This is a genomic window from Blautia sp. TM10-2 (assembly GCF_003480845.1).
GTDB lineage: Bacteria > Bacillota > Clostridia > Lachnospirales > Lachnospiraceae > Fusicatenibacter > Fusicatenibacter saccharivorans.
The window spans coordinates 139,377-153,676 of sequence record NZ_QUJZ01000001.1; the positions used below are offsets into that span (position 1 = coordinate 139,377).

10 protein-coding genes are annotated in these 14,300 nt (G+C 49.7%); all 10 read right to left on the reverse strand.

The window, feature by feature from the left end; all coding sequences use genetic code 11:
* Positions 1-31: 31 nt before the first annotated feature.
* Positions 32-1,342 carry a M18 family aminopeptidase gene (locus DXD92_RS00785; RefSeq protein ID WP_118639907.1) on the reverse strand — a complete coding sequence of 437 codons (1,311 nt, stop codon included), beginning with the start codon at positions 1,340-1,342 and terminating at the stop codon, positions 32-34.
* A 240-nt stretch (positions 1,343-1,582) separates the two neighbouring features.
* Positions 1,583-3,508, reverse strand: coding sequence for an ABC transporter ATP-binding protein (locus tag DXD92_RS00790; protein WP_118639908.1), 1,926 nt, complete (start codon positions 3,506-3,508; stop codon positions 1,583-1,585).
* A 3-nt stretch (positions 3,509-3,511) separates the two neighbouring features.
* On the reverse strand, positions 3,512-5,260 hold the full coding sequence (locus DXD92_RS00795; protein WP_118639909.1) for an ABC transporter ATP-binding protein: 1,749 nt from the start codon (positions 5,258-5,260) through the stop codon (positions 3,512-3,514).
* Positions 5,254-5,715, reverse strand: a complete 462-nt coding sequence (locus DXD92_RS00800; RefSeq protein ID WP_242991099.1) for a MarR family winged helix-turn-helix transcriptional regulator — start codon at positions 5,713-5,715, stop codon at positions 5,254-5,256. The genes DXD92_RS00795 and DXD92_RS00800 overlap by 7 nt, the downstream gene beginning before the upstream one ends.
* A gap of 236 nt (positions 5,716-5,951) precedes the next feature.
* The gene (locus DXD92_RS00805) at positions 5,952-7,739 is read right to left on the reverse strand and encodes a cobaltochelatase CobT-related protein (RefSeq protein ID WP_118639910.1); all 1,788 of its coding nucleotides are present in this window, start codon (positions 7,737-7,739) and stop codon (positions 5,952-5,954) included.
* A gap of 11 nt (positions 7,740-7,750) precedes the next feature.
* The gene (locus tag DXD92_RS00810; protein WP_117800888.1) at positions 7,751-8,662 is read right to left on the reverse strand and encodes an AAA family ATPase; all 912 of its coding nucleotides are present in this window, start codon (positions 8,660-8,662) and stop codon (positions 7,751-7,753) included.
* 185 nt (positions 8,663-8,847) lie between these two features.
* On the reverse strand, positions 8,848-10,305 hold the full coding sequence (locus DXD92_RS00815; RefSeq protein ID WP_118594711.1) for a radical SAM protein: 1,458 nt from the start codon (positions 10,303-10,305) through the stop codon (positions 8,848-8,850).
* Between the two features lie 230 nt (positions 10,306-10,535).
* Positions 10,536-10,994, reverse strand: coding sequence for a hypothetical protein (locus tag DXD92_RS00820; protein ID WP_117800885.1), 459 nt, complete (start codon positions 10,992-10,994; stop codon positions 10,536-10,538).
* 323 nt (positions 10,995-11,317) lie between these two features.
* Entirely contained in the window at positions 11,318-12,652 is a 1,335-nt protein-coding gene (aspS, locus tag DXD92_RS00825) for an aspartate--tRNA(Asn) ligase (protein WP_330425640.1), read from the reverse strand.
* Between the two features lie 387 nt (positions 12,653-13,039).
* On the reverse strand, positions 13,040-14,212 hold the full coding sequence (locus DXD92_RS00830; RefSeq protein WP_118639911.1) for a metallophosphoesterase: 1,173 nt from the start codon (positions 14,210-14,212) through the stop codon (positions 13,040-13,042).
* Positions 14,213-14,300: the final 88 nt, after the last annotated feature.

Genomic DNA, 14,300 nt, shown 5'->3' on the forward strand with positions numbered 1-14,300 from the left:
CCCGCCGGCCGCTTTTTTCTATCTTAAACTTTTATTTTTCTTCCAGAGAAAATCCATGCTCTGTCCGCACCAGTGTCGTCTCATAGAAGGTCTTTGCGAACTGCACCAGATAAGCAGTATCTTTGGCGCCTGCCGTCTCATACGGGGAATGCATCGCAAGCTGAGCCATTCCGATATCCACGCTTGTCACCGAGACAAGAGAGTTCAGAATTGCGCCAAGCGTGCTTCCGCCCGGAATGTCGGCGTGGTTTGCGAATACCTGGCACGGTACGCCGGCCTTCTCGCAAATCATCTTTGTTACGGCTTCCGAAACAGCATCGGTCGTGTATTTCTGGTTTGCACTCTGTTTGATGACTACGCCGCCGTTCATGTATACGCGGCTCTTCGGATCGTATTTCTCCGCATGTGCCGGGTGGAAGGCATGTGCATTGTCAGCAGAAACAAGGAAGCTTCCCGCAAGATCTCTGTGATATGCAATCGTGTCTTTTCCACAGGCTGCATTGATATGCTGCAGTGTCTCTGTCAGGAACGAAGAATCCGCACCCTGCTTTGTGAGGCTTCCTACCTCCTCATTGTCAAAGATTGCGCAGACATTGACCTGGCCTGTTGCCTTTGCAGCAAGAAAGCCCTTTAAGGAGCCAAACGCGCTCTGCAGGTCATCCAGACGCCCACTGGATAAAAACTCTTTTCCGGCACCCCAGATGGATCCTTCCACTCGGTTATACAGATAAAGCTCCATGGAGAGAATATCCTCTTTTGCGGTATCCGGCAGAAACAGCTCATAAAAATGATCTTTCGCTGTCTCATCACCGAGAATCGGGAGCATGTCGGTCTGCACACTGTATTTGATTCCGTTGTTGATGTCACGATTCAGATGAATCGGCAGATTCGGGATCGTCACCAGATCTCGTCCGGCATCAACCAGCACGGATTTCACGCTGTTTCCGTCACGTACCACCATGCGGCCCGCCAGGGAAAGCGGACGGTCAAACCATGGGGAACGGATCATTCCGCCGTAGCCCTCCACGTTCAGGCGGGTGTAATGACCATCCGTCACGAATGGGTCCTCTCCCTTTACTTTAAACGTCGGACAGTCGCTGTGGCTTGCGATGATCTGGTAGCTGGAAAATGCGCTCTCAGGGATCTGGAACGCAATCACCGAGGATTCATTTCTCGTCACATAATATTTTCCGCCCGGAACGAGACTCCATTCTTTTGTCTCCTCCAGTTTTGTATATCCATTTTCGTTCAGCAGATCGCCGGCTTCTTTTACCACATGAAACGGGCTTTTGCACCGCATGATAAAATTGAGCAGCTCCTGCGCTGTATTCAGGTATTCCATAGTTTTTCTCCTTTGCATATATTCAAACGCTTCTTCTATTTTATAAAATCCCGCTGTCTTTTTCAAGACCCAAAAACCTGCGGGAACTTACTGTATCACTCGCAATCATCATTTCGAAGCGGATATTCGCAATCCGCTTCGCTACTCGCACATAAAACCAGCCGCTGCTTCGCAAAAAAATCCCGCACAGACAGATTTTTATTTTCTGTCGTGCGGGACTTACTTTTTCCGTTTTTTCTGCTATGCGGAAACCTGATTTCCGGTATACAGCTGGTAATATTTTCCTTTCTGTTCCATCAGCTGATCATGGGTACCGCGCTCAATAATTTGTCCCTGCTCAAGAACCATGATACAATCGGCGTTTCGTACGGTGGACAGACGATGTGCGATAACAAAGGTTGTTCTTCCGCTCATCAGCTTATCCATACCATCCTGAACAATGCGCTCGGTACGGGTATCGATGGAGCTTGTCGCCTCATCGAGAATCAGTACCGGCGGATCTGCAATGGCTGCACGCGCGATCGCAAGAAGCTGCCGCTGACCCTGGGACAGATTCGCACCGTCTCCGGTCAGCATTGTGTCATAGCCCTGCGGCAGACGCATAATGAATCCGTGCGCATTCGCCAGTTTTGCTGCTGCTACAACCTCATCCTCCGTCGCATCGAGCTTTCCGAAGGCAATATTTTCTCTTACCGTTCCCGTAAACAGATGTGTATCCTGCAAAACAATGCCAAGCGATCTTCTCAGGTCATCTTTTTTGATCTTTCCAATGTTGATCTCATCGTAACGGATCTTACCTTTCTGAATATCATAGAAGCGGTTGATCAGATTGGTAATGGTTGTCTTTCCGGCTCCGGTAGAACCGACAAACGCGATCTTCTGACCCGGCTCTGCAAACAGCGATACATCGTGCAAAACAATTTTATCCGGGTTGTAGCCGAAATCAACATGTTCGAATACCACACGGCCCTGCAGCTCGCGGTAATCCACAGATCCATCTGCCTGGTGCGTATGCTTCCATGCCCATTTTCCGGTACGCTCTTTCGTCTCGGTGAGTTTTCCGTTTTCTTCCTTCGCATTGACAAGCGTTACATACCCCTCGTCCAGCTCCGGCTCTTCATCCATCAGTCGGAAAATACGTTCCGCTCCTGCAAGTGCCATAACAATTGCGTTCAGCTGCTGGCTGACCTGGTTGATCGGCATGTTAAAACTCTTGTTGAAGGTCAGAAAGCTTGCCAGACCACCGAGCGTAAAGCCACCGACGCTGCCAAGGGCAAGTGCACCGCCTACAATTGCACAGACAACATAGCTCATATTTCCAAGCTGTGCATTGATCGGTCCGATAACATTTGCAAACGCATTGGCATTGTAAGCACTCTCATACAGATTGTTATTAATTTCTTTGAATTTTTCGATATTCTCCTCTTCATGACAGAATACCTTGACAACCTTCTGGCCATCCATCATCTCTTCGATAAAGCCGTTGACTTTACCAAGATCCCTCTGCTGTTTTACAAAGAAATTTCCGGAAAATCCGGCCACCTTTTTTGTCACTCCCAGCATGATAGATACCATAACCAGCGTTGTAATCGTCAGCGGGATGTTCAGAATCAGCATACTGACAAAGACACTGACAATCGTGATTGCACTGTTGATGATCTGCGGGATACTCTGACTGATCATCTGACGCAGGGTATCAATATCATTTGTATAAATCGACATGATGTCGCCGTGCGCATGGGTATCAAAATATTTGATCGGCAGCTTTTCCATATTGCCGAACAGATCATTTCTCAGATTCCGCAGGGTTCCCTGGGATACATAAATCATGGTACGGTTCTGAACGAACGCAGCCACAATACCGATTCCGTAAAATCCGGCCACCCGCAAAATTGCGTGGAGCAGCGGGCCAAAATCCGGATCCGGCTGGGTCAGCATCGGCGTGATATAGCCGTCAATCAGCGTTTTCATAAACATCGTTCCCTGTACATTTGCCAGGACGTTGACAAAAATCGCAATGACAACAGCGATGCAGTGTACCGTATAATCCTTTAATACATATTTCATAATTCTGGTAAAGATCTTCATCGGATTCTTGACCTGCGTTTTCACCCCTCTTGGAGGTCTTGCTCCCGGCCCCTTTACCTGCTGTACTCTCTCTGCCATTCCTTACTCACCTCTCTTTTCGTCAAAGTCTCCGCCGCCACCGGTCTGAGACTCATATACTTCGCGGTAAATTTCATTGGTTTTCAGTAATTCCTCATGGCTTCCAAAACCATTTACTTTTCCGTTCTCCATGACAATAATGCGGTCTGCGTCCTGCACACTGGAAATACGCTGTGCAATGATCAGCTTTGTCGTTTCAGGGATCTCGGTCAGGAATGCCTTCCGGATTTTCGCGTCGGTTGCGGTATCGACAGCACTTGTACTGTCATCCAGAATCAGCACCTTTGGTTTCTTCAGCAGTGCTCTCGCGATACAGAGGCGCTGTTTCTGACCGCCGGATACGTTGGATCCGCCCTGCTCGATGTAGGTGTTATAGCCCTCCGGCATCCGATCGATAAATTCATCGGCGCAGGCAAGACGGCAGACACGCTTGCACTCTTCTTCCGAAGCATTTTTATCACCCCATCGGAGGTTGTCGAGAATAGTACCGGAAAACAGCACATTTTTCTGTAAAACAACGGCTACTTCATTTCGCAGCGTTTCCATATCGTAGGAGCGGACATCCTTTCCGCCGACCTTAACGGATCCATCTGTTACATCATACAGACGGCTGATCAGGTTGACAAGACTTGTCTTCGCACTTCCGGTTCCGCCAATAATACCGATTGTCTCACCCGATTGGATGGAAAGATTGATATCCGAAAGAACCGGCTCGCCGGCTCCTTTTTTGTAGTTGAAATAGACATGATCGAAGGTAATGCTTCCATCCGGAATCGAAAAGTCCGGATTCTCCGGATTATCGAGATCACTCTTCTCATTCAGGACTTCTGAAATACGGCGCGCACTTGCAAGGCTCATTGTGATCATAACGAATACCATGGAAAGCATCATAAGGCTCATCAGAATGTTCATGCAATAGGTCAGAAGGCTCATCAGTTCTCCGGTCGAAAGACTGCTTCCGACAATCATTTTGGCGCCAAGCCAGCTGATCAGAAGAATACAGCTGTACACGGTCAGCTGCATCAGCGGTGCATTAAAGGAAAGATTTTCTTCTGCTTTACAGAAAATTTTATAAATATTTTCGGACGCTTTGTGAAATTTTCCTGTCTCATAATCTTCGCGCACATACGCTTTTACCACACGGATTGCGGATACGTTTTCCTGCACACTCGCATTTAATTCATCATATTTTGGAAATGCCTGCTCGAAATATTTGGTTGCAGACCGCATGATCAGAAACAGACACGTTCCAAGAAGAATAACGGCCACCAGATAAATGCTCGCAAGGCGTGCATTGATGTAAAACGACATAATCATTGCAATGATCATACTCGCCGGTGCACGCATGCACATACGAAGGATCATCTGATATGCATTCTGCAGATTCGTCACATCTGTGGTCAGACGGGTGACAAGACCTGCTGTACTGAATTTGTCAATATTGGAAAAAGAATATTCCTGGATATTTTCAAACATGGCCTGACGCAGATTTTTTGCAAATCCGGCAGATGCCTTTGCTCCATATTTTCCGCCCATGATACCTGCAAACAGACCGATGGCTGCTGCCACTACCATGAATGCTCCCACCACGTAAATGTGATGGAGATCGCCTTTTTCTACACCGTCATCGATAATGGATGCCATCATAAGAGGAATGATCATCTCCATGATAACCTCCAGAATCATGAAAATCGGAGTGGCAATGGAGGCTTTTTTAAACTCTTTTACCTGTGCTCCAAGTGTTTTTAACATGATGTCTCTCCTAACATATTTTTTACGTTGTTTTTGACCTGATCGATGACACGGTAGAAAGTGTCAAGATCTTCTTTTGAAATTCCCGCAACCGTCTGTTCTTCCAGCATATCGATCATATCTTTCGTCTTCTCGTGAAGCTCTCTTCCGGTATCGGTCAGCACCAGTTTTTTCAGCCGCGCGTCATAGGGAACGGACTCCCGTTTGATGTAGCCCTTTTTCTCCATGAGCTTTAAAATGTTGGTCACGGTAGAGCGGCAGATCTTAAATTCCGCTTCAATATCTTTCTGGAAAATATCTTTGTGCTCGTTCCTGCACAGATAGCCCAAAATCCACCCGTGCATGGCCGTCAGTTCATCGACGCCCCGCTCTCTGGCGGCTGCCATCAGGTTCCGTGACATCATATTGTCCAGCGTCCGCAGTTCGTGGCCGATTTTTCTTTTTTTACAACACACGCTGCTTTTTTCCTCCTTTCCCCTTTGCTGCCGTCCCCATCTGTTCGTTATAAAACTGTTTGAATAAGGACTGTTCCATAAGCAACTGTTCTATAGATGACTGTTTCATATTAAACAGTTCGCTATAGAACATTCTAGGAGATTTTGTGGGAAATGTCAACCTGTTTGCGTAAAAAAATCGAAAAAAATGCTCCGGATAAAAGTTTTTCACTTTCCGCCCGGAGCATTCCGCTCGTTTATTCTTCGATTTTTCTTCTTAAATAGCTTCCCACCATATGGGAAAAGTTGCGGATATCGCGCGCATACGCGAAATCCTTGCCGAAAATCTTCTGCTCCGCCATAAGCTCCGTCTCCTCGCCTACAAAGACCCCAAGCACCGAGACACCCTGCTGCCTGAGGCGCCGCACCTCAGTTGCCGTGTCATGCAGTGCATAGTCATCCCGGTACGGCTTTGGATTTCTCGCATTCGGCCGGTTCACCAGCACATCGTACGGCTTTCCGTCGCTTAAGAGGATCAGCAGCTTCCGGTCCTCCTGGCGTTTTAAAAGATCCATCCCCGCCGCCTTGACAGCAAGCCCGTCGCGGTTGTTTGAGGATGTGATATACTCAAAAATATTGCTGTTCTTCTCCCGCGGATCGTCGTAATCGCGCATCCGGTGCAGGATCGTGTAATCCCAGAACGTACAGAAGCTCATCACGCGGAACGGGATGTGCAGGCGGCTTAAGGTCTCCGCCAGAATGTACGTCTGCAGTGTCACATTCTCCTGGCGCGGCCGCTGGGAACCGCTCGCATCTACGAGAATATCCACGACAAAATCCAGCGAATTCCGCCGCTGCTCCAGCCGGAACAGATCCGCATTCTGGCTCCGTCCCACCTTCCACATCCGCGCGGGCTGTAAAATTCCGTGGTCTGCATCCGCAAACGACTGATCCTCCTGCAGCAGCATCGCTTTTTTCAGTTCCTGATACAGCAGCGAAATGTTCTGCCGCACCGCGCGGTGCTGGTCGTAATAGGCATGAAGGTTTTTATCCTTCTGCTTCTGCGCGTAGGAGAGCTGATAATACTTTCCGACCGGATTTTTCAGCACACCCTCCGTGTAATAGAGGCTGCAGTCGCTGTGAATGCCGCGGCAGAGCTGGTAATTCCGGCTTTTCTCCTCACTCTCCGAGAGCCACGTTTTTCCGTAATTGCGCTGAATGTACTGATACATCCGTGCCAGCGCTTTCTCATCGACGACAACGATCTTTTTGGTATCGCTTCCCGCTGTTTTTTCTTTCTTCTCTTCCGCCTCTTTTGATGTGAAATTTGTCATATCAAGCGAAACTCGCTCCAGATATGTCTCGAGCCCGTCCTCGTACAGTTCCTCCGAAAGGAAATCCTTCCAGGAATACTCGGTGAGCTCCTCGATCGTTACCGCAAGAACCGAGGCAAGATCACCGTGCTTTTTCACAAATACGGGATCGACGACCTTATTGTACAGCTCGTCCGTCACCCGGATCAGTTCCATTGTATCCGCTGTTTCGGATGCGTGCTTCAGCAGCTCCATCCACTCCCGCGTTTTCCCCGAGTATGAAGGGCTTTTTCCCTCGTCCTCCTCTCTTCTTCCGCGTAGATACTCCAGTTTCAGGCGGCCTGTCTCATTTCTGGATAGAGTTTCAAAAGAGTGGTCCAGTATTTCCTCCGCTGCTCTCCTTCGAAAGCCCTTGACACCGGGGCGCTCGCTTTCGAGCCGCTTCGATACGGCCTCCTCCGTCACCAGCTGGGCGAGCATCATCAGTTCTCCCTCCGCTGCGCCGCTGTAAACCTTCTTCACCAGATACAGGCTGTAGGCTTCCCGACCAAAGTAACACGAAAAGGCGCCCTGGCGGATTGTGTCGTACAGTACCGTATCCGGCTCCTTCGCATACCGCTCCACATCCGGGTTCAGCTTCAGCGTGTAGTCGCCGCTGACAGTCCAGACGAGATTGCGGATCCGGCTTTCCAGCTCCATCTCATGCGTTTTTAATGTTTCCTCTGTCACCATATGTATTTCCTCTAAAAAATATCCTGCGGCGTCCACTCTTCCGGAATCCGCGTGCGCACGACATCCCGCACGATCTCTTTTTCAAACAGGTCAAAGCATTTATTGACAATGCCGATCTGCACCGCAAGATACGGGGACAGCCCCTGGCGCATCGTGCCGATCGCTCCGAACAGACCGCGGAGGTCGAGCGCGCGCGTGGTGATTTCCGCCTGTTTTGCCTTTTTCTGCAGATCGAGGTAAAGGCCGGCCAGCGCTTCGCGTGCCGCCGGTTTCAGATCCGGGAATTTTGACTGCATCAGATAAAACAGTGTCTCTTCTGTAAGCGGCGGCATGTCAATCACCAGAAAGCGGGACACCAGCGCTTCATTCAGCTCCCTCGTTCCCGCATAGCCGTAATTCATCGTTCCGATCATCCGCGCCGCCGGGTGAAGCGGAATTTTATCGTAGCCCGGCACATCGATGATGCGGCGGTAGTCGAGCGCGGCGTGAAGAACACTGACCGCATCGTTTTTCGCCATGTTGATCTCATCGAGAATGCCAAAACCGCCTTCCTCTGCACAGCGGTAAATGCTGCCTTTCCGGAGTGTGACCTCCTGGTTCTGGAACGTATCTGTTCCGATCAGCTCGGCGCTTCCTGTGTTTACATGGAAGGAAACGTTGTACGTCGGTCTTCCGAAAACATACGCCAGTGTCTCTGCCAGCACGTTTTTTCCCGTTGCCTTCTCGCCGGTCAGCAGCAGATTTTCGCCCTGCAGCAGCGCGGCAATTGCCATCTCCAGAATCTCTTTTCCGAAAAACGGGATTTCCGGCGTGCTCATGCGGTTCTCTAAGCCCTCCGCCACCGGATAGCTCTCGCGGAATTTCCGCACACTCTCAATTAACGCCCCGCTTACGCCCTGTTCCTGTAAAAATGAATCGTTCATCTTCTATTTTTTAATCCTCTCTGTCGTTAAAATATCGCTTTGCTTCTCTATAGTATACGGGATCCGGCCGCTTTCTGCAAGGTCGGACTTTGGCTCACTGCCCGCACAAAAAGACACCGGAAAACAGGTTTTCGTCCCATTTTCCGGTGTCTTGCTTCTATTTTATCTTCGATTCATCGATCGCATTATCCGCGGATTCCGAAAAGAATCTCCTCTGTGGAAGCTTTTGCCTCCTCGTCCAGGTTCTCTTTCTTATAGTTCTCATATCTCTGTTTGTGATGCGGATTCTCTGCCCACAGCTCGTCTGCGGCTTTTTTCCACTCAGCAGCATACAGATCACATTTTCCGCACAGATGCTCTGCGCTCTCCGGAGACTGCAGGTCGGTTGACTTCGCGCCGGTCTTCTCTACCATCTCACGCAGCAGTTCCGGATTTTCGAGCATCGGACATGGACGCAGGTGGTTGCGGTTGAACGGCTGTCCATCGCGGTATGCCTGGAACAGCGGCTGCTGCAGTGCTTCGATCAGGGAAACTTCGTTGATGTTGGCGCCGGAGTAATGGATGAAAACACACGGCTCCACATCGCCGTTTGCATTAATATGGCAGTAGTTTCTTCCTCCTGCGATACAGCCTCCGACAAACTCACCGTCGTTCTGGAAGTCCATAACAAAGATCTGTTTGTCACTCTTATCGGAACGGATCTCACGCAGTCTGTGATAGATATATTTTCTCTGCTCAACCGTCGGCATCAGCTCCGGTGCAGCGTCCATGCCGACCGGCATGAAGTGGAAATACCAGCTGTAACGGCATCCGTGCTCGATCAAAAGATCCAGGAACTCGTCACTTGTAACGGTCTCGAGGTTTGCTCTTGTGTAGCAGATGGAAGTACCAAAAAGCAGACCGTGTTTTTTCATCAGATCCATGGCTGCCAGAACTTTATCGAAAATACCCTCGCCGCGGCGTCCGTCGTTGACCTCCTCGAAGCCTTCCAGAGACAGGGAGAAGGAGATATTGCCGAGCTTCTGAACCGCCTCACAGAACTCCTCGTCGATCAGGGTTCCATTGGTGAAGCAGTGGAATTCACAGTCATGATGCTCTTCTGCCAGACGCAGGATGTCTTTTTTGCGCACAAGCGGTTCGCCGCCGGTGAACATGTAGAAGTAGGTTCCCAGCTCTTTTCCCTGGCTTATGATATCAGAAAGTTTCTCATAGGAAAGATTCAGCTTGTGGCCGTATTCTGCTGCCCAGCATCCGGTGCAGTGCAGGTTACAGGCACTTGTCGGGTCCATCAGCATCGTCCATGGGATGTTGCAGTTGTATTTTTCACGGTTCATACGGATCTGTTTCGTTCCGACGAAAGCTGCCTGGAATCCCAGGTTCAAAGCAGTCATTTTGATCACCTGCGGATCCAGCTCGTCCAGTCCGCGGTTGACATACTGTACCCATTTGTTGTCCGGATTCTGCAGCATGGTGCGGATATTGTCGAACGTTTTCTCCGCAAACATATTTCCGGTAAATTTCTGTACAAAATCCGTCAGATTCAGCAGTGCTTTTGTTCTGTCATCTCCGTGGTTCACATATTTTAAAACACCATCGATCGCAGCGCCTGCAGCGGCTCTTTCTACTTTCATTTTTGCATCCATTGTTCACGATCTCCTTTGTAATAGTTTAATATTTTCGCCCGGAATTGATCTGGTTTTGAATACCACATCCTGGCTTTTTCCCATTATATTCTCCATATTTGGAAAATACAACCCAAAATTTCCTCGTTTTGGACATATCAAAAAAAGTGTCCCACGAGGGAACACTTTTTCCTGTTTTTCTCTTTCTGTTATGTTTCACATTGCATTTTCGGATTCACACAGGGCATTTCCTAATTTTCGATCAGAACCGCACGGATCGGGCCGCCGTATTGGTGTTTCTTTTGGATCGGCGCAGCCACGAGAAAATAATGACCAGAGGTCACTTTCTCCAGATTCAGATTTTCAACAATCACCGTGCCTTTTTTCAGTAACTGCTGATGAACATCATTCCCTGATGTCTCATTTCCGACGGTTTCCTGCTCCACACCGAGTAGCACCAGTTTTTTCTCTGCCAGGTAATCTGCCCCATCGCGTGTAATCTGCGCATCGCCGCGGATCAGGAGACGTTCACAGTCTTCTTCCATGACCTCCTCGAGCACTTCTCTTGTCACTTTTCCCTCAAGCTCCGCCACCTGACAGATGCCAAGTGACCGGTCGAGCGTCGTCTGCGCCGTTCCTTCCTCCGTCATCAGATGACGCGGCGCGTCCATTGCGGAAAACTGCTCTCCGGAAATGTCATATAATTTCATATTTTCCTATCCTCAAACCGGGAAACTCCCGTCTTTCTTTTTTCCAATATTTGCCGATACTGCCAGATTCTGCCGGCAGCCAAACCTTGTTTAGTATAGCCTATTTTCGGACGCTTTACAAGGCTCATTTCTGCAAAAATTCTGACTTTTATACAGCAATCCTATCTGCAATAAACAATTTGTCATTTTCACTCCCCTGATGTATAACAGAAATATCCAAACGGTTACGCTATCTTTCAAAAGGGAGGGAAATCTTATGAAACTCCGGCTAAGCCCGTGGATCTGCGCCACGGCTTCGCCGGAGTTTTTTACACTCTTCTGGTTTACGGAATCAGACGGTGAATGTCTCTTGGAAACAGGGATGCGTTCCGCACATTTTCAAATCCGAGAAGCCGTGCCGTAAACCGCTCCAGCCCAAGACCGAGGCCGCCGTGCGGGGGCATGCCGCAGCGGTGCATCATTAGATAGCTCTCAAACGCTTCAACATGCATGCCGCGGCTTTCGAGCTTTTCCACCTGCTCCCGGTAATTGTGGATGCGCTGGCCGCCGGTCGTCACCTCAAGGCCGCGGAACAGAAGGTCAAAGCTTTCCGTCTCTGCCGGATTTTCTCTGCTGTCCATCGCGTAGAACGGGCGCTTGGCGCTTGGATAATGTGTCACAAATACGAAGTCACTGCCTGTCGTTTTCTTCACGTATTCGCACAGCAGTTTTTCCTCCTCCGGTTCAAAGTCCAGTTTCTCCGAAAAGGCTCTTTTGTATACGCGGCTCACCAGCTCTTTCGCCTCGGAAAAACGGATTCTCGGAATCTCCGTGATCACCGGCACCTCTGCTTTTAAAAGCGAAAGCTCCGCTCCGCATGTCTCCTGCAGCCGTCCAAATGTGTACCGCAGCATTTCCTGCTCCATCGCCATGATGTCCTCAAAATTCTCGATATAGCCCATCTCAAAGTCCACGCTTGTATATTCGTTCAGATGACGCGCCGTGTCGTGCTTCTCCGCCCGGAAGACCGGTGCGATCTCGTAGACACGCTCGAAGACGCCGACCATCATCTGCTTGTAAAACTGCGGGCTCTGCGCCAGATATGCCTGTTCGCCGAAATACGACAGGGAGAAGATATTAGCTCCGCCCTCGGCTCCCGCTGCTACGAGCTTCGGTGTGTGGATTTCGGTGAAGTGCTGTCCATCCAGAAATTCGCGGAACGCCTGACAGATCCTGGCCTGAATCTGGAAAACCGCGCGCTCTTTTTCATTTCGCAGCGTGATAGGCCGGTAGTCCAGCAGGTTCTCGATGGAAGTGTTGACCCGCTTCTGGTTGATGACAACCGGCGGTACTTCTTCCGGCTCGGAGAGGATTTCCACGTCTAACAGATGCAGGTCATACCCGCTTCTGGAACGCTCTTCACGGATCACCTCCGCGGTAAACCGGACACACGCCTCTTCTTTTAATTCCTCCAATGCAAACCGGGCATACGCCGGCTCGTACACGCACTGTACCATCTGCCGTTTCGTCCGAAGCAGCACAAATGCAAATGAGCTCATTTTTCGGATTTTGTAAATGCTTCCATGCAGCCGCACGATTTCGCCGATGTGTGCTCCTAACTGCTCTGCTTCGAGTTCCTCTGTTTTTCTTACTTTTACGGTATTCATTTCTGTCTTCATAGTCTTTTCTGCCTTTCTGTTCTGATTTTTCTTTATCGCCGCAAAATCAGCAGAAAATCCATATGGACATAATCTGTATGTCCCATACGATCACAACCCTTCTCTGATGTAAATTTCAAGTCATTCCCGCATGGATAAAAAATGGCAAAGAAAAACCACACGGGGTATTTCTTTTTCTCCCGGTGTGGTTTCCCTTTGCCTTATCTTCCACACAGGTACAACACAATCAGCGCCTGTACCTGTGAAGTATAGTAGTCTTCACTTTGATACAAGCGCTATCAATCGTCGTCCCTGTGCATCTGTACGCTGTGCATCTCGTTCATCGTTGATAACCTCTGTTTCGTAGTTTTGTTGTATTATAATTCTGCGTTCCGGTTTTGTCAACCCTTATTTTCCGTAATCGATGATCACCACTTCCGCTTTCGTCCCGATCCGCATCGGCGGTCCCCAGAGACCCACGCCGGATGTGACGATGCTGTACATGTCTCCGACTTTCTTCATCCCGCAGGCATTCTCCCACATCAGGCCGGTAAGGATATTGCCTGGGAAGAGCTGTCCGTCGTGCGTATGGCCGCCAAGATCAAGGTCTGCGCCTGCCTCTGCCAGCTCGGTCAGCTCCGATGGCTGGTGGTCAATCACAAAAACTGGAAGCGACTGGTCCAGTCCGGTAAGCAGTTCGGACGGCGTGTCGCGTGTCTCCTGCGTTTTGCGGATCCGGTCGGGATCTTTTCGGCCCGCCAGATAAAAGGCATCATCGATACAGACCACATCATCCTCCAGCAGATGAATCTTCGCGCGGTCCAGAAACTCACCGAACCGGCGGTCGGCGATGCGCTCCTCCTTCGTCTCAAACGTAAAGCCCGCGAGAATCTTCTCATCGAGATCGTGGTTGCCGTAGCAGGCGTACGTGCCGTACCGGCTCTTTAAGCCCGTCAGAAGATCCGCCACGCGGTCCGGCTCATAGATGGCATCGTACTCATTATCAAAAATATCCCCGGCAATCACAACGACATCCGGCTCCTCAGCATTGATTTTTTCCACCATCTCTTCCATCTGATGACTGCCGATGCTGTACCCCAGATGAAGATCTGCGACGAGCGCAATTTTCAGATGTGCATCCTTTTTCGATGGAACCTCATATCGTGTCGTGTAAATATGGACTGCATGCACCATTCCGTAGATGCACATTCCCGTCACAAAAAGGATCGCGCCAAGGCCGACCGCTTTCAATCCCATCGGAGAATACAGCCAAGTTTTCGTCAGTGCCGTATGCGCAAAAATGAAGCGCAGCAGCACCAGAATCGCGGTGAAGCCAAGAAAATACAGATACATGCCAAGCCAGCAGTTGCTGATGACCTTTAAAATCCGGTGAACGGGATCTCTTTTGATCAGAAAGCTCGTCAGCAGGGAAAGTGCAAAAAATGCATACAGCACCAAAATGACACCCAGCACGGCCGGATGGCGGAACAAAGGATGCACCTCCTTCATCCACCGCAGCAGCCAGTAGGCGGTAAATACATTTGCCAGTATGTAGACCGGCGCAAGAAATATTGCAAGCATACGTATGTTTCCTCTCTTTTTCGATTCAAATACAGGGCAGGAAAAAGCGTGCCGAACGAAACGTTTCCGGCACGCTTTTTTGCCAGGC